This is a genomic window from Stenotrophomonas sp. Steno-Z2, from assembly GCF_056393235.1.
Window position 1 is genome coordinate 106,014 of the sequence record NZ_JBWJOY010000008.1, and the last position, 18,012, is coordinate 124,025.

Annotated in this window: 14 protein-coding genes; 4 read left to right on the forward strand and 10 right to left on the reverse strand. The window is 70.8% G+C overall.

Annotation, left to right across the window (positions count from 1 at the left end):
- Nucleotides 1-63 precede the first annotated feature (63 nt).
- From AC06FP_RS14665 to hflK, 4 genes are all read right to left on the reverse strand, one after another.
- Complete coding sequence (locus tag AC06FP_RS14665) at nt 64-1,356, reverse strand: adenylosuccinate synthase (protein WP_478076014.1); 1,293 nt, start codon at nt 1,354-1,356, stop codon at nt 64-66.
- Between the two features lie 231 nt (nt 1,357-1,587).
- Entirely contained in the window at nt 1,588-1,773 is a 186-nt protein-coding gene (locus AC06FP_RS14670; RefSeq protein WP_478076015.1) for a DUF2065 domain-containing protein, read from the reverse strand.
- Between the two features lie 231 nt (nt 1,774-2,004).
- Complete coding sequence (gene hflC, locus AC06FP_RS14675; RefSeq protein ID WP_433852104.1) at nt 2,005-2,868, reverse strand: protease modulator HflC; 864 nt, start codon at nt 2,866-2,868, stop codon at nt 2,005-2,007.
- Nucleotides 2,865-3,974, reverse strand: a complete 1,110-nt coding sequence (gene hflK / locus AC06FP_RS14680; RefSeq protein ID WP_478076016.1) for an FtsH protease activity modulator HflK — start codon at nt 3,972-3,974, stop codon at nt 2,865-2,867. The genes hflC and hflK overlap by 4 nt, the downstream gene beginning before the upstream one ends.
- Before the next feature lie 147 nt (nt 3,975-4,121).
- Here hflK and AC06FP_RS14685 point away from each other — a divergent pair, with 147 nt between their 5' ends.
- The gene (locus AC06FP_RS14685; protein ID WP_478076017.1) at nt 4,122-5,117 is read left to right on the forward strand and encodes a YhdH/YhfP family quinone oxidoreductase; all 996 of its coding nucleotides are present in this window, start codon (nt 4,122-4,124) and stop codon (nt 5,115-5,117) included.
- 95 nt (nt 5,118-5,212) lie between these two features.
- A complete protein-coding gene (gene pilH, locus AC06FP_RS14690) occupies nt 5,213-5,599 on the forward strand; it encodes a twitching motility response regulator PilH (RefSeq protein WP_343199942.1) in 387 nt (128 codons plus the stop codon).
- Nucleotides 5,600-5,742: 143 nt separating this feature from the next.
- On the opposite strand, the gene AC06FP_RS14695 is transcribed toward pilH, so the two are convergent.
- Nucleotides 5,743-6,645 carry a DnaJ C-terminal domain-containing protein gene (locus AC06FP_RS14695; protein ID WP_456116726.1) on the reverse strand — a complete coding sequence of 301 codons (903 nt, stop codon included), beginning with the start codon at nt 6,643-6,645 and terminating at the stop codon, nt 5,743-5,745.
- A 124-nt stretch (nt 6,646-6,769) separates the two neighbouring features.
- A complete protein-coding gene (locus AC06FP_RS14700; protein WP_478076018.1) occupies nt 6,770-7,207 on the reverse strand; it encodes an Hsp20/alpha crystallin family protein in 438 nt (145 codons plus the stop codon).
- 153 nt (nt 7,208-7,360) lie between these two features.
- On the opposite strand from AC06FP_RS14700, the gene AC06FP_RS14705 reads away from it, so the two are divergent.
- Nucleotides 7,361-7,843 (forward strand): peroxiredoxin, encoded by a 483-nt coding sequence (locus AC06FP_RS14705; protein WP_456116728.1) that lies wholly within the window; start codon nt 7,361-7,363, stop codon nt 7,841-7,843.
- A gap of 31 nt (nt 7,844-7,874) precedes the next feature.
- On the forward strand, nt 7,875-8,450 hold the full coding sequence (locus AC06FP_RS14710) for a ferritin-like domain-containing protein (protein ID WP_478076019.1): 576 nt from the start codon (nt 7,875-7,877) through the stop codon (nt 8,448-8,450).
- A 120-nt stretch (nt 8,451-8,570) separates the two neighbouring features.
- Here AC06FP_RS14710 and pbpC read toward each other — a convergent pair whose 3' ends face one another.
- From pbpC to AC06FP_RS14730, 4 genes are all read right to left on the reverse strand, one after another.
- Nucleotides 8,571-10,970 carry a penicillin-binding protein 1C gene (pbpC, locus tag AC06FP_RS14715; RefSeq protein ID WP_478076020.1) on the reverse strand — a complete coding sequence of 800 codons (2,400 nt, stop codon included), beginning with the start codon at nt 10,968-10,970 and terminating at the stop codon, nt 8,571-8,573.
- A 123-nt stretch (nt 10,971-11,093) separates the two neighbouring features.
- Entirely contained in the window at nt 11,094-15,989 is a 4,896-nt protein-coding gene (locus AC06FP_RS14720; RefSeq protein WP_478076039.1) for an alpha-2-macroglobulin family protein, read from the reverse strand.
- A 126-nt stretch (nt 15,990-16,115) separates the two neighbouring features.
- A complete protein-coding gene (gene prpF, locus AC06FP_RS14725) occupies nt 16,116-17,309 on the reverse strand; it encodes a 2-methylaconitate cis-trans isomerase PrpF (RefSeq protein WP_478076021.1) in 1,194 nt (397 codons plus the stop codon).
- A gap of 1 nt (nt 17,310) precedes the next feature.
- Nucleotides 17,311-18,006: a hypothetical protein gene (locus AC06FP_RS14730; protein WP_478076022.1), complete on the reverse strand. Its 696-nt coding sequence runs from the start codon at nt 18,004-18,006 to the stop codon at nt 17,311-17,313.
- Between the last annotated feature and the right edge of the window lie 6 nt (nt 18,007-18,012).

Consider the following 18,012-nt stretch of genomic DNA (forward strand, 5'->3'; position numbering starts at 1 on the left):
TTTATAGCGCAAAAAAAGAAGACCCCTTACGGGGCCTTCTTCAAAGCAGCTGATTACTTGAAATTAACCCCACGGATCCTGCAACACCATCGTGTGGTCGCGGTCCGGGCCGGTGGAGACGATGCTGATCGGGCAGCCGGCCAGTTCTTCCAGCGAGCGCAGGTAGGCGCGTGCGGCCGGGGGCAGGTCGTCCCAGTGGGTGATGCCGTGGGTGTTCTCGCTCCAGCCCGGGAATTCCAGGTACACCGGGGTGCACTCTTCCCAGCCCTGCGCGTCCAGCGGGGCGTATTCGGTGCGCTTGCCGCGGTATTCGTAGGCAATGCACACCTTGAGCTTTTCCATGCCGTCCAGCACGTCCAGCTTGGTGATGCACAGGCCGGTGATGCCGTTGATGGCCACGGCGCGCTTGAGCGCGACGATGTCCATCCAGCCGCAGCGGCGCGGGCGGCCGGTGGAGGCGCCGTATTCGGCGCCGCGGTCGCGGATGCCCTGGCCGATTTCATCGTCCAGTTCGGTGGGGAACGGGCCGCCGCCGACGCGGGTGGCGTAGGCCTTGGCGATGCCCAGCACGTAGTCGATGGAATCCGCGCCCACGCCGGTGCCGGCCAGCGCGCCGCCCACGGTGGTGTTGGAGCTGGTGACGTACGGGTAGGTGCCGTGGTCGATGTCCAGCAGCGCGCCCTGCGCGCCTTCGAACAGCACGCGCTTGCCCTGCTTGCGCAGGTCGTGGCAGATGCCGGCCACGTCACTCTTCATCGGCTCCACGTATTCGCCGAAGGTCAGCGCCTCGGCGTAGACGCTGTCGAAGTCCACCGGCTCCACGCCCAGGTACTTGGTGAGCACGAAGTTGTGGTAGTCCAGCGCGGCGCGCAGCTTTTCGGCCAGCTGTTCGGGGTAGTGCAGGTCGGCGATGCGGATGCCGCGGCGCGCCACCTTGTCTTCATAGGCCGGGCCGATGCCACGGCCGGTGGTGCCGATGGCCTTGCCGCCGGCGGCCTTTTCGCGCGCCTGGTCCAGGGCGATGTGGTACGGCATGATCAGCGGCGCGGCCGGGGAAATCTTCAGGCGCGAGCGCACTTCCACGCCGGCCGTTTCCAGCTCTTCGATCTCTTTCTTCAGCGCGGCCGGGGAAATCACCACGCCATTGCCGATCAGGCACAGCGCGTCGTCGCGCAGGATGCCGGACGGAATCAGGTGCAGGACGGTCTTCTTGCCGTTGATGACCAGGGTGTGGCCGGCGTTGTGGCCGCCCTGGAAACGCACGACGGCACCGATTTCCTCGGTGAGCAGATCGACGATCTTGCCCTTGCCTTCATCGCCCCACTGGGCGCCGAGAACAACAACTGATTGACCCATGACGGGTGACTCCTAGGTTGGCTGCGGCCATCGGGGCCGCGGACGGGACCGTGCGGGGCCGGCGGGCCTGCCTGGGTGGCGGCCCCATCGGGGGGCGGCCGGCAAACGCATGCGCCCTACACGGAAAAAGCCGAACGGGAGTGCCCCGGCCGGCTTTTCTGGATTATCCGGGTTTTGCCTGGCGGCTACCACCCCCGCCGGCCCGGGCCGCGGCGGGCGGCCGGCGGCGGTTCAGTGGCGCAGCCACCACAGCACGGCCAGGCCGAGGGCCAGCATCAACCCGCCGGACTGGCGCAGGGCCGCGGCGGGCAGTTCCTGCAGGCGCGCGGCCAGGCGTTTCCACACCAGCGGGGCGGCGAACAGGAACAGGCCTTCGAGGATGGCGACCAGGCAGAGGGCGGAGAGGAGGTCTTGCATGGGGGGCTGTTTTCCCTTCTCGCGTTGGGGTGAAGGCGTGTCGCTTGCGAGCCACGGGCTCGCACACGCCTGAACGCCCGGCGCGCTGCGCCGGGCCGGGGCGCGGAGCGAGGTGCCCGTAGGGCGGATGAGGGGGCGTGGGCTGGAGTGCTGCGGGGAGACAATCGAGGGCTTCGCCCCCCTGCCCTCACCCCAACCCCTCTCCCGGAGGGAGAGGGACTTTCAAGCGGCTCAGCGGTCGTTCTTGAGGTACTGGAGGAACGGGTCGTTCTTGTCCAGCACGATCACGCCGTTGCCGTCGGTCATGGAGCCGCGGTAGGCCTCCAGGCTGCGGTAGAAGGCGTAGAACGCCGGGTCGGCCGAGCCGGCCTTGCCGTAGATGGCCGCGGCCTGGGCGTCGCCCTCGCCGCGCAGCTGCTGGGCGTCGCGCTCGGCCTCGGCCACCAGCACGGTGCTTTCGCGGTCGGCCTGGGCGCGGATGGTCAGCGACTGCTCCTCGCCTTCGGCGCGCAGCTTGGCCGCTTCCTGCTTGCGCTGGGCGCGCATGCGCTCGTAGACGTCGGTGATCACCTGGCTGTCGGTGGGCAGGTCGATCTGCTTGATGCGCAGGTCGATGATCTGCATGCCCAGGGTCTGCACCGCTTCGTTGATGCCCTTGAGCTGGCCGGCGATCAGCTCGCCGCGGTCGCCGGACACCAGCTGCTGCAGGGTGCGGGCGTTGATCTGGTTGCGCAGCGAGTCGGTGATGATCGGTGCCAGGCGGGCGTTGGCCACCTTGCCGTCGCCGCCGGTGGCGCGGTAGTAGGCGCGCACGTCGGAGATGTAGCCGATGGCGAAGAAGTCGACGCTCACGTCCTTCTGCTCGGCGGTGAAGTAGCGCGCCGGCGCGGTGTCCAGCACCTGGAAGCGGCGGTCGAACACGCGCACGGTTTCCACCAGCGGCACCTTGAAGTGCAGGCCGGGCTTGATGTCCGAGCGCACCACCTTGCCCAGGTTGAGCACCATGGCGGTCTGGTCTTCGCGCACCACGTACACCGAGCCCAGCAGGCCCATCAGCAGTACGACCAGCAGGCCGATCACAAGGGAATTCTTCATCGGCCGGCCTCCTCACGGTTTGCCGAGCGCGAACCGGAGCGGTCCGCGTTGCGAATGCTGTCGGTGGTGGGCGCCAGCGCCGGCACCGCCATTTCCGGGGTCAGTTGCGGGGCGTTGCCGGTCTTGCCGGCATCGGCCGGCATCGGCACGTAGATCAGCTGGCGGCCGTCGCCGCCGATGACCTTGCGGTTTTCGGACAGCACGTCCTGCACGGTTTCCAGCCACAGGCGCTTGCGGGTGACTTCCGGGGCGTTCTTGTATTCGGCCTGCAGCAGGGTGAAGCGGCGCGCGTCGCCTTCGGCGCGGGCCACGATGGCCTGCTTGTAGCCTTCGGCGGTGGTGCGCGCGCGCGAGGCCTGGCCGCGCGCTTCGGGCACCACCTTGGCGGCGTAGGCCTGGGCTTCGTTGATCAGGCGTTCCTTCACCTGCTGGGCGCCGTTGACCTCGTCGAAGGCCGGCTTCACTTCTTCCGGCGGACGCGCGTCGGGCAGGGTCAGGCCGGTGACCACCAGGCCGGTGCGGTAGGCCTTGAGCGAGGCTTCCAGGCGCTGTTCGGCGGCCACGGCCAGCGGGCCGCGGTTGTTGAGCACGGTGTTGAGGTCGGCGCGGCCCACCTGCTCGCGCACCGCGCTCTGCGCCGACTGCTCCAGCACCTGGTCGGCGTCGATGGTGCCGAACTGGTACAGGCGCGGGTCGTCCACGCGGTACTGCACGTTCAGCGCCACGTTGACGATGTTCTCGTCGCGGGTGAGCACCGGCACGTTGCTGCTGAAGGTCTTGATCTGGGTGGCGTTGACCTTGACCACCGATTCGATCGGCCACGGCAGCTTGAAGTTCGGGCCCGGCTGCAGGATGCGCGAGAACTGGCCGAAGCGCAGCACCACGCCGCGCTGCTGTTCGCCGATCAGCTGGAAGCTGGACAACAGCACCAGCAGCGCCACCGCCAGCAGTACCCAGCGCCAGATGCCGCCGTCGAACAGGTCGCGCAGCGGGCCGGGCAGTCCGCCCCATCCGCCGCCGCCATTGCCGCCGCGCGGCGGGCGCGATCCGCGCCGGTTGTCGGCGGGGCCGCCACTGTCGTTGCCGCCAGGTGTGTTCCAGGCCATGCATGCTCCATCTGTCAGGGCCTGTATGCGGGGCGTTCCCGCAATCCTGGCCGTGGTCAATCGAATCCGGATTCTACTAGATGGGGCAGACCTGACGTTTCGCAACCGCTATCTTGGTTATTCCCCCGTTCCGCTGCAGGCCGCGCCATGTCCGCCCATGCCCCCTTCACCGCCTTCCGCATCCACAACGACGACGCCGGCTACCGCAGCGGGCTGGAGCAGGTGACGCTGGACCAGCTCGCCCCCGGCGAGGTGGTGGTGCGCGCCCGCTGGTCGTCGGTCAACTACAAGGACGCGCTGGCCGGCACCGGCCAGGGCAAGATCCTGCGCCGCTTCCCGCTGGTGGGCGGCATCGACGTGGCCGGCGAGGTGGTGGCTTCCACGGATCCGGCGTTCCGCGAGGGCGACGCGGTGCTGGCCACCGGCTGCGGCCTGAGCGAAACCCGCGACGGCGGTTACAGCCAGTACGTGCGGCTGGAATCGAAGTGGGCCATCCCGCTGCCGGCGGGGCTGACCCTGCGCGAGGCCATGGTGCTGGGCACGGCCGGCTTCACCGCCGCGCTGGCGCTGCTGCGCATGAAGGACAACCGGCAGAGGCCCGAACACGGCCCGCTGGCGGTGACCGGCGCCACCGGCGGCGTGGGCTCGCTGGCAGTGGACATCTTCAGCCGCGCCGGGTTCGAGGTGCACGCCATCAGCGGCAAGGCCGAGGCCAAGGATTACCTCACCACGCTTGGCGCCACCGAAGTGCTGGGCCGCGAGGCGCTGGCCACCACCCGGCCGATGGAATCGGCGCGTTTCGGCGGCGGCCTGGACAATGTCGGCGGCGCCATGCTCACCAGCCTGCTGGCGCAGACCGCGCCCTACGGCAACGTGGCCTCGGCCGGGCTGGCCGCCAGCGCGCAGCTGGACATGACGGTGATGCCCTTCATCATCCGCGGCGTGTCGTTGCTGGGCGTGGCCTCGGCCGGCACCGCGCGCGACATCCGCCAGCAGGTCTGGCAGCACCTGGGCGATGACTGGAAGCCGCGCCACCTGGACACCATCTGCACCCGGGAGATAGGCCTGGACGGCCTGCCAGAGGTGTTCGCCACCATGCTGGCCGGCGGTTCGTTCGGGCGCACGGTGGTCAGGATCGACTGAATGCGGCCGCGCGCACGCTCTGGCGGCGGCGCGCCGGTTGCTTCGCGCCGCCAGCGGGCCGACACTAGGCGGGCGACATCATCTTGGGGAAGAACGTGGCGCGCATCCTGATCGTGGACGATTCGCCGTCGCAGCTGCTCGGCATCCAGCGCATCGTCGAAAAACTGGGGCATGAAACCTTCACCGCCACCGACGGCGCCGCCGGCGTGGAGGCCGCCAAGGCGGTCCTGCCCGACCTGGTGCTGATGGACGTGGTGATGCCCAACCTCAACGGCTTCCAGGCCACGCGCACGCTCAAGCGCGAGGCCAGCACCACGCACATCCCGGTGGTGCTGGTAACCACCAAGGACCAGGACACCGACCGCCTGTGGGGCATGCGCCAGGGCGCCAAGGCCTACATCACCAAGCCGTTCTCCGAGGACGAGCTATCCGAGGTGATCGCACGCGTGTTCGCTGGCGGCGGCGACCTGCCGGAGGCCTGACCGGTGGAGGCGGGGCCTGCCCCGCATCAGGTCTGCCCGGCAAAGTCCCGTGCGGCGCGGGCCCCACACCTGCCAAGCCGTGGCCCCGGCCCGATGCGACGCAGGGGCGCACCCGAGGTGCGCGCCTGCATGCGCCCGATGCTTCAGATTTTCTCGCCGAAGGCCTTGGCCAGCGCGCGGTAGGCCTTCTGCTGGGCCTCGTTGCTCGCCACCGGGGCGATCACTTCCAGTTCCACGATCTGGTCGCCGTCCGGCTTGCCCGGCAGGCCGCGGCCGCGCAGGCGCAGCTTGCGGCCGCTGTCCGAATCGGCCGGCACCTTCAGTTCCACCGCGCCGCCCAGGGTGGGCACGCTGATGCTGGTGCCCAGCGCCGCCTGCCAGGGCGTGACCTGCAGGGTGTAGAGGATGTTGCGGCCGTCCACCTCGAACTGCGGGTGCGCGGCGTATTCCACTTCCAGCATCAGGTTGCCGCCGCCGCTGCCCTGCCCGGCCAGGCGGATCACCTGGCCCGGGCGGATGCCCTTGGGCACGCGCACGTCGAGCTGGCGGCCGTCGACGTTGATGCGCAGCGTGTCGCCGTTGTAGGCCGCTTCCAGCGGCACCGACAGCTTGGCGCGGGTGTCGCGCGTGGGCTGCGGGCCGGCGCTGCCGCCGAAGCCCTCGAAACCGCCGCGCGCGCGGCCGCCACCGCCGCGCTGGCGCGCGAACAGGCTTTCAAAGAAATCGCTGAAGCCGCCGCCGGCGCCCGCGCCGCCGAATACTTCCTCGAAGTCGAAGCCCTGGCCGCCGCCGAAATCCGGCGGCGCCTGGAACTCCTCGCCCGGCCGGTAGCCGCGCGCGCGCAGCTGGTCATAGGCCTGGCGCTTGGCCGGGTCGCGCAGCGCCTCGTAGGCTTCGTTGACGGCCTTGAATTTTTCCTCGGCGCCGGCTTCCTTGCTCACGTCCGGGTGGTACTTGCGCGCCAGCCGCCGGTAGGCGGTCTTGATTTCGGCATCGCCGGCCGTGGGCTCCACGCCCAGTGTCGCGTAGTAATCCTTGAATTCCATCCAGACACCCTTTCGGAAAGAGTCGGGCCCGCCGCCTTGCGGCGAACGGGCCGATACGGGTTCGGCTGCCGCCGTGGCGCCATTCTAGCGGGCCACGGCGGTGCCGATGTGCGCGGCGGCGCGCTTACGCGGCGCTGGCGGTAGCCACCTGGATGCGGCGCGGCGCGGCTTCGGCGCGCTTGGGGATGCGGATTTCCAGCACGCCGTCGCGGCTGCTGGCGACGATGCCCTCGGCGTCGGCGCTGTCGGGCAGCGCGAAGCGGCGCTCGAATGCGCCGTGGCGGCGCTCGACGCGCGAGAAGCGCTGGCCTTCCACCGGTGCCGGCGCGGCGCGCTCGCCCTTGATCGACAGCACGCCCTTGTCCATCTGCACCTCGATCGAGGCCGGGTCCACGCCCGGCAGGTCGGCGTGCAGCACGAACTGCGTGTCGTGTTCGCGGATGTCCACGGCCGGCAGCCAGCTGCCGGTGGTCGCGGCGTCCTGGGGCGTGTCCAGCAGCGGCGCCAGCAGATGGCGGATGTCGGTCGAGGTCGGCCACTGGCGGTAACGTACGATGCTCATCATGTCCTCCTGCAGGGATGCGGGGCGGGCGGTCCGGAATGGCGCCCTGGCGCCCATGCACGGGAAATGCTGCGTGAAGGCCGGCCTTTCAAGCCTTTGACGCGGCCCTCAGCCCCTGCTCACTAAACTTCGATTCAGACTCTGGAGAACCCCATGACCATCCACGTCGGCGACCGCATCCCGGAAGTCACCCTCAAGCGCATCCGCGAAGGCATGGAGACGCTCGACACCCATGCCCTGTTCGACGGCCGCAAGGTGGTGCTGTTCGCCGTGCCGGGCGCGTTCACCCCGACCTGCTCGGCGCGCCACCTGCCCGGCTATGTCGAGCATTTCGAGCAGTTCCGCAGCCGCGGCATCGACGTGTTCTGCATGGCGGTGAACGACCCGTTCGTGATGCAGGCCTGGGCCAGGGCGCAGTCGGTGCCGGACGGGCTGCTGATGCTGTCCGACGGCAACGGCGATTTCACCCGCGCCCTGGGGCTGGAGATGGACGCCAGCGGTTCGGGCATGGGCATGCGTTCGCGCCGGTTCGCGCTGTACGTGGACAACGGCACGGTGCGCGGCGTGCATGTCGAGGAACCGGGCAAGTTCGAGGTGTCCTCGGCCGAATACATGCTCGCCCACCTCCCGGAGTAGCGATTCCCTTCCACCAAGGAGCACGCCCGCCATGAGCAAGCAGCCCGCCAGCAAGACCGCCATGACCGTCCCGGCGACCGTCATCACCGACCGCAAGACGCTGCGCGCCAACGCACGCAAGAGCATCGAGGACGGCGCGATCACGCCGACCTACAGCGCCGACCGCAAGAGGGTGATCAAGCTGCTCAACGACGCGCTGGCCACCGAGTGGGTGTGCGTGCTGCGCTACTACCGCCACTACTACATGGCCAAGGGCATGCTGGCCGACGCGGTGAAGGCCGAGTTCCTGGAGCACGCGCAGCAGGAGCAGGCGCACGCCGGCATGCTGGCCGAGCGCATCGTGCAGCTGGGCGGCGAGCCGGACTTCAACCCGGACACGCTCACCGCCCGCTCGCACGCCGAGTACAAGGAAGGCGGCAACCTGCGCGACATGGTGCGCGAGAACCTGGTGGCCGAGCGCATCGCCATCGACAGTTACCGCGAGATGATCAACTTCGTCGGCGACAAGGACACCACCACCAAGCGCATCCTCGAACACATCCTGGCGCAGGAAGAGGAACACGCCGACGATTTCGCCGACATGCTCGACGGCTGGATCGGCGAGTAACCGCGCCGGCAACCGGCTGAATGCTTCCCGTAGGAGCGGCTTCAGCCGCGATGGGGCTTTCCCTGTTGGCCCAGTGGGAAAGCCTCTTCGCGGCTGAAGCCGCTCCTGCGTTGTGCAGGCTTACCGCGCCACGCGGAAGCGGATGCGTGTCCAGGCGCCGTCGGCGGCCAGCGCGGTGAGGCTGTGTTCGCCGGGTTCGTCGAAATCGCGCACGAACGTGCGCGCGCCTTCGGTCTGCGCGATCCAGCGCCCGTCCAGCAGCCACTGCACCGTCGCCTCGCTGCCGATCGCGCGCAGCTGCAGGCGCGGCCCGTGCGTGGCGCCGGGCGCGCGCGCCAGGGTGGCGCGGTCGGTGAGCCCGTCGATATGCAGCATGCCGTCGCTGCCGCGGCCATCGTCCGGGCAGTCCGGCGCCAGTGGCGGCAGGCGCTGCGCCTGCCGCTGCGCCTGCGACAGCCAGGGCGAGGCCAGCGCCGGCCAGCGCGCCACCTCGCGCGCCTGCCGCTGCGGGTGGCCCTCGCAGCCGGCCGACAGGCGCTGGCCGCTGCGTGCATCGACCTCGAAACGCACCTGGCCGGACTGCCACAGCCGCGCGTCGCGTTCGGCGAAGGTCGGCGGCACGGTGCCGTCCAGCGCCAGCGCGGTGAGCCGCCGCTGGCACATGGCCGGCGGCGTGTCGGCCGCGGCCAGGCCCAGCGGCCAGCACACCTCCACCTCGCCGACGCTGGCCGGCATCGCCGGCGCGGCGGCGTCGCCGGGCTGGCGCGGCAGGCTGTCGATCACCTCGAACATCAGCGGCAGCGCGGTGACCGCGCCGTACTGGCCGGGCAGCGGCGTGCCGTCCGGGCGCCCCACCCACACCCCGACGGTGTAGCGGCGCGTGCTGCCGATCGCCCAGGCGTCGCGGTAGCCGTAGCTGGTGCCGGTCTTCCATGCCACGGGCGGGCGGCCACCGGTGTCGAAGGTGCCCACGCCATAGCCCGGGCGCGGGTTGGAGGCGAGGATGTCGCGCACCACCCACGCCGCGCCCGGCGACACCAGCCGGCGTTCGATGCGCGGATCGTCGGCGGTGTAGCGCACGCGCCCGGCGATGCCTTCGCGGTTGAGCGCGGCGAAGGCGCCGACCAGGTCTTCCAGGCGCGCGCCGGTGCCGCCGAGGATCAGCGCCAGGTTGGGTTGCACGCCGTGCGGGAAACGCAGCTTGATGCCGGCGTTGCCCAGCCGCGCGGCGAAGCGCGACGGGCCGACGCGGTCGAGCAGGTCCACCGCCGGCACGTTGAGCGACAGCCGCAGCGCGCTGGCCGCGCCCACCGGGCCGTTGAAGGCGGCATCGAAATTGCCGGGACGGTAGCCGCCGAAGCTCTGCGGCGCGTCGACCAGCAGGCTTTCGGAATGGATCAGCCCGTCGTCCAGCGCCATGCCGTACAGGAACGGCTTGAGCGTGGAGCCGGGCGAGCGCCAGGCCTGCACCATGTCCACGTGGCCCAGCCGCGCCTTGTCGGCGAACGCCACCGAGCCGACATAGGCGCGCGCCTCCAGCGTGGCGTTGTCCATCACCAGCAGCGCGGCCGAGGTGCGCTCGGGCAGCTGCGAGAAGTAGGAGGCCACGCGTTCTTCCAGGGTGCGCTGCAGGCCGCTGTCGATCGTGGTCTGGATGTGCGCCGCGCGCGGCTGCGCGCTGCGCAGGCGCTGCGCCAGCAGGGCCGCGTGCAGCGGCTGCTGCAGCGAACGCGCCACCACCGGCTCCACGCGCGCGTCGGCCACGTCCCCGGCCGACCAGGCGCCCAGTTCGGCCATGCGCGCCAGCACCTTGTCGCGGGCGCGGCGCGCCGCCTCGGGGTGGCGGTCCGGGCGCAGCCGGCTCGGCGACTGCGGCAGCACCGCCAGCAGCGCGGCCTCGGCATGCGACAGCCGCGCCGCCGGCTTGCCCAGGTAGGCCCAGCTGGCCGCCTCCACGCCCTCGATGGTGCCGCCGTAGGGCGCGCGCTCCAGGTACAGGTCCAGGATCTGCGCCTTGCCCAGGTGCGCTTCCAGCTGCAGCGCGCGCAGCAGCTGCTTGAGCTTGCCCCACGGCGTGCGCGTGTGCGGGTCGAGGATGCGCGCTACCTGCATGGTCAGGGTGGAGCCGCCGGAGACGATGCGGCGCTCGGCCAGCATCTGCCCGCCGGCGCGCAGCAGCGCCCACGGGTTGATGCCCGGGTGCCGCCAGAACCAGCGGTCCTCGTAGGTCAGCAGCGCCTGCAGGTACAGCGGCGAGACGCTCTTGGCGTCGGCCGGGTAGCGCCACACGCCTTCGGCGTCGGCGAAGGCGCGCAGCGGCGTGCCGTCGCGGGCGACGACCAGGGTGCTGGTGTCGCGCGATTTCGGCAGCGGCGGCGGGAAGGCGAGGTCGAGCACCAGCAGCAGCGACAGCGCGGCCGCGGTGCCCCAGCGCAGCCAGGGCAGCAGGCGGCGGAACCGGCGTGCGAAACCTCTGGATTCCTGGTTCCTTTCGGGACCACTAGTGCGTCCGGCCCTCACCCCAACCCCTCTCCCGGGGGGAGAGGGGCTTTGTGTCGCTGGTGTCCGTGATGTACCGCTCGCCATCCGCCATCCATTCATTGCAGCGCGGGCGCCTGCCTCAACCGGCGCCCGCGGTGGCCGTCACGGCTGCACGACGGTGATCGTGGTCGGGTTGGAACGCCCGACGCCGCGCAGGTCGGGGCGGTACATGTCCTCGGCCAGCGGCGGCGGCACGGTGTAGGTGCCCGGGGTGACCGCGCGCACCAGGTAGAACACCCGCGCGGTGCTGCCGCGCGAGAGGTTCAGCGCGGCCACGTAGCGGTCGTCGCGGAACTCCTCGTGCTTGGCATCGGCCGCGCCACCCCGGTCGTTGATCTGGATGCCGTCCACCACCACGTCGGCCCACTGCTTGGCGTCGCCGAGGTTGAAGTTCTCGATCTCCAGGCCGGCCGGCAGCAGGTCGGTCAGCAGCGCATCGGGCATGGCGGTGTTGGCGGTGACGCTCAGCCGCACGATCAGCGCCTCGCCTTCCTTCAGCGGCCGCGGCGTCCACGGCTTGCCGTCGGGGGTGAACCAGTCGCGCTCGATGCCGATCACGCTGTTGTCCGGCGCCGGCGCCTGGCGCGGGATGCCGGCCACTTCCAGGCTGGCGAACATCGGCGCCTGGCCCTGCGGCGAGAAGCGCACGCCCTGCGCCAGCTGCGCGGCGTCGAACACGCGCGCGAACAGCTTGCGCGCGTCGATGGCCTCGCGCGCCTCGCCCACCGCCAGCTCGCCGGACACCAGTTTCTTCTGGTCGGCCATCAGCGCCTTGCCCAGCCGCGCCAGCGCCACCTGCTCCTGCGTGCTCAGCCACAGCCAGCCGCTGTTGCGGCGCGCGTCCAGCGCGCGGCCCAGGCTGACCGCGCGCGCGTCGTACTCGGGCTTGGCCAGGCCGCGCTCATGCAGCAGCGCGATCATCAGCGCGTCGTCGCGCAGCGGGCTGCCGTAGTCGCCGAAGTACGCCGGACGGTCCGTGCCGGCCATGCCGAAGCCGGCGGCGATGGCGGCCTGGCCGCGCTTGCCGTCGCCCTGCAGCGACAGCGCCACGCCCAGGTGCACCAGCGACAGGCCGGTCACCGCCTTGCCGCGCTCGGTGTCGTACAGCGCGCGCAGCGTGCCCAGCGGGGCGCGGTTGACGCGCGCCAGCACGTAGCCCGAATAGGCCTGGTTGGCGAACTTCAACGCATCGCGGCGGTCCTGGCCGTAGAACTGGTTGCCGCCGCTGAGCAGGTCCTCGCTGATCCGGTTCAGCGCCTTCTGCAGCACGTTGTCCGGCACGGCGAAGCCGGCGTCCTTGGCGTCGAGCAGGAACTCGGCGATGTACGGGGTCAGCGCCGGGTTGACGTAGTCGTCGTTGCCCCACATCGAGAAGTTGCCGTTGGCCACCTGCATCGAGGCCAGCCGCCCGAATGCGCCTTCCATGCGCTCGCGGCGCGCCTTGGCGTCCAGCCCGTCGGCGCCGAGCATGGCCGAGGTCGCCTGGTCCAGCAGCAGCGCGGCGTAGCCCTTGCTGGTGGTCTGCTCGGCGCAGCCGTAGGGGTAGTTCAACGCGCCCTGCAGCGCCGAGGCGAACGGGATCGGCGGCAGCGGGCTGACCAGCATGCGCGCGTTGACCGAACCGGCCATCAGCCCGCCGGCGAACGCGCTGTCCAGGGTGATGGGCGCCAGCGGGTCGAGCGTGCGGGTCTGCGAGCGCAGCACCTGCGGCCACGCCGCGCGCACCGGCAGGTCGTAGCGGCGGTCGACCTTGAAGCCGTTGCCGTCCACCCGCACCCGCACCCTGGCCACGGTGTAGCCCTCCTGCGCGGTGAGCGGGAAGCTCAGCGTCTGCTTGGCGTCGGCGGCCAGTTGCACCCTGCGCGCCGGTTCGCCCAGGGCCAGCGGACCCTCGCCGTCCACGCGCACCGCGAACTCGCCGGGCTTGCCGGTGAAGTTCTGCACGTCCAGGGTCACCGTGCTGCGGTCGCCCGGCGCCATCACCCGCGGCATGCTGGCCTCGGCCAGGATCGGCGCGCGCACCAGGGTTTCCACGTCGCGGTTGCCGTAGCGCTGGTCCGAATACACCAGCGCCGACACCCGCAGCGTGCCGTTGAAGTCCGGCACCTGCAGGGCGATGCGGGCGTTGCCCTTGGCATCGAGCGCGACCGGGCCGGAGAACAGGTCCACGGTCTGCACCCGCGCGGTCGGGCGCCGCGCCTGCGGCAGCGCCTGCAGCGCCATGTCGCCGCCGAACCTGAGCTTGCCGCTGTTGCCCTCGAAGCTCTCGATCACCCGCCCGTAGATGTCGTAGGCGTCCACGCCCAGCCGCCGCTGCGCGAAGAAATGCGCGTTGGCGTCGGGCACCGGGAAGCGGGTGATGTTAAGGATGCCCACGTCCACCGCCGAGACGGTGACGTGCGCCGGCTTGCCGGCCAGTTCCGGCGCGCTGACGGTGACCGTCATCGGTTGCTCGGGACGCATCTGCTTCGGCGCCACCAGGCCCACCGCGACACGGCGGTCGCGGCGGTCCATCGGCACGTGCGCCACGCCCACGGCGCGGGCCGGGGTGATCTTGCTCGGCGCGCTGCCACCGCGGAACACCAGGGCGGTGACGTAGACATCGTGCCGCTCCCAGTCCTGCGTGACCGGGATTTCAAACGTGCTGCCCGGCTTGGCGTCGATGTCCTGCACGTAGAGCATGCGGTCGCTTTCGACCATCAGCACGCCGCGGCCGGCATGCGGCGGGGTCAGCGTCACCTTCAGCGTGTCGCCGGCCTTGTAGCCGGTCTTGTCGAGCGCGAGCTTGACCTTGTCCGGGCGCGCGTCGAGGCCGCGGTTGTCGTCGTTCCAGCTCCAGCCGGCGCGGAACGGGTAACGCGTGGTCAGGCCGGTGGCCGGGTCGAACACGTCCACCCGGTACTCGCCCCACTCCACCGGGAAGTCGAACTTCACCGAGGTGGCGCCGGCGTCGACGGTGCGGGTTTCCTTGTTCTCGAAGCGGCGGGTGAAGTCGTAGTCCCAGCGGTTGTCGGTGTAGGTCCAGTGGTAGTCGCGCAGTTCGCGCACCAGGGTGAGCTTCAGCCCCCTGGCCGGCTGCGGCCTGCCGTCGGCGTCCACGCGCAGCAGCTCGAAGCGCGCGTTGGCGTTGGCATCGGCGCCGTCTTCGTCGCTGAACAGCGGGCGCACCGCGACCAGCGCCGGCGCCGGCCACAGCACGCGCTTGAGGGTGCGGGTGACGGTGCGGCCGCCGGTCTCGTAGACGCTGCCGGACACCACCGCCGCCACCGTGGTGCCCTTGCCCACCTCTTCCGGCAGCGCGATGTCCTCGCGCAGCCTGCCGTCCTTCGGCAGGGTGGTGTCGATCACGTCGTTGGCTTCGCGCGGCAGGCTCACGGTGGGGTCGCCGAAGAACCAGCCCGGCATCGATTCCACCGGGTGCTGGTCCACCGCCACCGCCAGCCGGGCGGTGAAGCGGTTGCCGTCGGCCGGCGCGCCGTACAGGTAGGCGGCGTCGGCCTGCAGTTTCAGCGGCTCGCCCGGCTTGAGCGTTTTCTGCGCGCTGTCCAGGTCCAGCTTCATGCGCTCGGGCAGGAATTCCTCGATGCGCAGGGTCATGCCCTGCACCGCTTCCTTGCTGGCCGGGTCGGTGCGGAATTCGACCTGCCAGCGGCCGGTCGGCGCCTCGACCGGGATCGCCTGCTCGAAGCTGAAATAACCCTGCGCGCCCGGCTGCAGCCGGGTCTCGCGGAACACCTTGCCGTCGGGCTGTTTCAGGCGCAGGAACACCGGCTGCCCGCCCTTGTCCGGGCCGGCGACCGGCTTGCCGTCGTTGTCGCGCAGCAGCGCCGAGATGCGCACGGTCTCGCCGGGGCGGTACAGGTCGCGGCCGGACCAGGCGAACACGTCGAACCAGGCGTTCTGGCGCCCGGCCACGGCGAACTCGCTCAGGTCCAGCGCCGGCTGGTTGAACGGCAGCATCGTGGTGTCGCCGCCGCTGGAGGCCACCAGCACGTGCGAGGCGTCGAGCGTGTAGTTGAGCAGGGCGTTGCCGTTGGCGTCGGTCTGGCCCTTGAGCACGGTCTCGCCCTTGCCGTCGAGCACGCGCAGCTCGACCTTCTTCACCGGCGCGCCGGAGGCCAGCGAGGCGGTATGCACGAACAGCTGCTCCCTGTAGGCGCGGGTGTGCAGGCCGATGTCGCTGACGGTGAAGAACGCGGTGTCGTATTCGCCCTCGAAACTGCCGGTGCGCTTCATCACCGCGAAGTACAGGCCGGGCTGCTGCAGTTCCTTGATGTCCTGGATCGGCAGGTAGGTCAGCACCCGCTCGTTGGGCTTGCCGCCGAGCACGAAGCGGTTGAGGTAGACCGGCTCGGCCAGCTGCGAGATCGGCGTGTGCTCGCCGTAGTCGCTGTCCAGTTCCCAGCTGCCGCGGCGGCCGCCGCGCTGGTACTGGCTGAAGAAGGTGGGCAGGTTCTTCTCGCCCACACGCAGGAACTCGACGTCCACCTCCGGCACGTTGACCGACACCACCGGCAGGCCGCGGCTCTCGCGCGCCGGCAGCACGCTGCCCTGCGAGGCGAAGCCGGCGGCCGGCGTCAGCTCACCGGTGAACACCTGCTGGCGCACTTCCCGGCCCAGGCGGCTGCCGTCGGCGGCGAGCAGGTCGGCCGACACGATCAGGGTGTAGTCCTTGGCCGCCTCGACGTAGGGATAGCGCAGGGTCTTGCCGTCGTCGGACAGCGACCAGCTGCTGTCCTCGGTGCCGACCTTTTCCTCGAAGCGCAGCAGTTTGTCGAAATCCTGGGTGCCGACCAGCGGCTGCGAGAACTCCACCGCCAGCGACAGGCCGTCGCCGCCCTTCTGGTCGGGCCATACGCGCACCAGCGCGAAGCCCTTGACCTCGTCGCGCTTGGCCTGGATCGCCTCGCCGCTGGCGCCGGGCAGCTGCCCGGTCTCGTTGCGCTTGCAGCCGGCGAGCATGGCCAGCGCCACCAGCGCCACCGCGGCCCACCGCATGTGCTTCCACTTCCTGTTGCCCATGGCGTTCTCCTGCAGACGCGGCGAGTATAGCCGCCGCCCGCGTACGCCCCGTGTGCGCGCCGGCACGCCATCGCGGGGCGTGCCGGCAGCGCGGCGCCGGGCTCAGAACGCGTCGCCCGGCACCCGCACCGCGCCTTCCATCAGCACCCGCGCCGAGCGCGACATCACCGCCTTGGTCACCGTCCACTGGCCGTCGACCTGGGCCACCGCGGCGCCCACCCGCAGCGTGCCGGAGGGGTGGCCGAAGCGCACCGCCTCGCGCTGCCCGCCGCCGGCGGCCAGATTCACCAGCGTGCCGGGCACGGCCGCGGCGGTGGCGATGGCGACCGAGGCGGTGCCCATCATGGCGTGGTGCAGCTTGCCCATCGACATGGCACGCACGTTGAGGTCGATGTCGGCGGCGGCGATGCGCTTCCCGCTGGAAGCGACGTAGTCCTTCGCCGGCGCCACGAAGGCGACCTTGGGCGTGTGCTGGCGGGTGGCCGCTTCCTCCGGCGACCTGATCAGGCCCATGCGCAGCGCGCCGGCCACGCGGATGGCCTCGAGCCGGGCCAGCGCGGCCTTGTCGTCGTTGATCGCCGGCTGCAGTTCGGCGCCGTCGTAGCCGATGGCGGCCGCGTCGACGAACACGGTGGGGATGCCGGCGGTGATCATCGTCGCCCTGAGCGTGCCGACGCCAGGCACGTCGAGCTCATCGACCAGGTTGCCGGTGGGGAACATGGAACCGCCCTCGCCTTCGTCGTCGGAGGGATCGATGAACTCCAGCACGATCTCCGCCGCCGGGAAGGTGACCCCGTCCAGCTCGAAATCGCCGGTTTCCTGCACCTGCCCGTCGCGGACCGGCACATGCACCACGATGGTCTTGCCGATGTTGGCCTGCCACACCCGCACCGCCACCGTGCCGTCGCGCGGAATGCGCGTGGCCGGGACAAAGCCGTTGGCGATGGCGAACGGCCCCACCGCGGTGCTGAGGTTGCCGCAGTTGCCCGACCAGTCGACGAAGGCGCTGTCGATGGAAACCTGGCCGTACAGGTAGTCGACATCGTGGTCCGGCACCGAGGCCGGAGCGATGATCACGCACTTGCTGGTGCTCGACGTCGCCCCGCCCATGCCGTCGGTGTGCTTGCCGTACGGGTCGGGCGAACCGATCACGCGCATCAGCAGCGCGTCGCGCGCCGGGCCGGGGACGCGCGCCGCTTCCGGCAGGTCCTGGAGGCGGAAGAACACGCCCTTGCTGGTGCCGCCGCGCATGTAGGTGGCCGGGATGCGGATCTGCGGGAGGGTCTTCGTGCTCATGTCATTTCCAATGATCGGGGCCCAGGAAGGGGATGGAAACCAGGAATACCGGGATCGCCGCCACGCCGACCACGCTGCCCACCGCCTGCAGCGGGGTGAACAGCGGCGCCGGGGCGCGGTTCACTTCCAGCCGCGCCTGGATGGGGGTGGGCAGCCGGCTTTTTTCGAGCAGCGCGGACGTGTCCGGCAGGCGCACCCAGACACCGTCGCCCTCAAACAGCACGCTGTAATAGTGGCCGCCGCCGGAAGGCAGGCCGCAGGCGGGGTCGGCGGCCTTGAGGTAGCGGTCCGGCACGCGCGCCGGATCGTCCAGCGCCGTCACGTCCAGCCGCTGCAGGCCGAAGCGCGCCGCCTGTTCCGGCGTCACCCGGTCGGCGTGCAGCAGCATGCCGTAGGTGCCGCGCACCGTTTCGGCCGGGGCATTGCCCTTGACGTCGAGGCGGTAATTCAGGCGCGCGCATGCCACCGCGTCCTGCAGCGGGCTGTCCATCAGCTCACGGTAGGCGCGGAACGGCGCGGCGTCGAACACCGCGGTGCGCAGGGTGCCCACCAGGTACAGCTTGCCGTCGGTGGAGACGAAGGCGCCATCGACGCGCTCGGTGCCGACATGGTGCTCCGGCAGGCTCATGCAGCCGGCCAGCGACAGCAGCGCGAGGCCGGCAGCGGCGATTCCACCGGTGATCCGGCGCATGGACATGGTTAT